The sequence below is a fragment of the Pseudomonas tremae genome (genome assembly GCF_001401155.1).
In the GTDB taxonomy this organism is placed as follows: Bacteria; Pseudomonadota; Gammaproteobacteria; order Pseudomonadales; family Pseudomonadaceae; genus Aquipseudomonas; species Aquipseudomonas tremae.
In genome coordinates, this window is the sequence record NZ_LJRO01000475.1 from 1 (window position 1) to 281 (window position 281).

At 61.6% G+C, this 281-nt stretch carries 1 pseudogene; it reads right to left on the reverse strand.

Features of this window, described 5'->3' with window-relative positions:
* Positions 1-2: 2 nt before the first annotated feature.
* Positions 3-281, reverse strand: a pseudogene (locus tag ALO43_RS26300) (CbbBc protein); the annotation flags it as partial.

Sequence of the window (281 nt, forward strand, 5' to 3'; positions counted from 1 at the left end):
CGTCAGATGATGCGGGCCGACTCTGCCGATCGCTCGAGACGAATGGCCACGAACTTCGACGTCGGCGTGCTGCTGCCATCGCCAACGCTTTCCAGCGGTACCAGCGGGTTGACCTCTGGGTAGTAGGCCGCAGCCTGACCGGCCGGAATGTCGAACGCCAGCAGGGTGAAGCCTTTGACGCGGCGCTCGCGGTTGTCGCTCCAGATTGAGATCACGTCAGCTTTCTGACCCGGCTGAAAGCCCAGACGAATGATGTCGGCTTCGTTGACGAACAGCACATC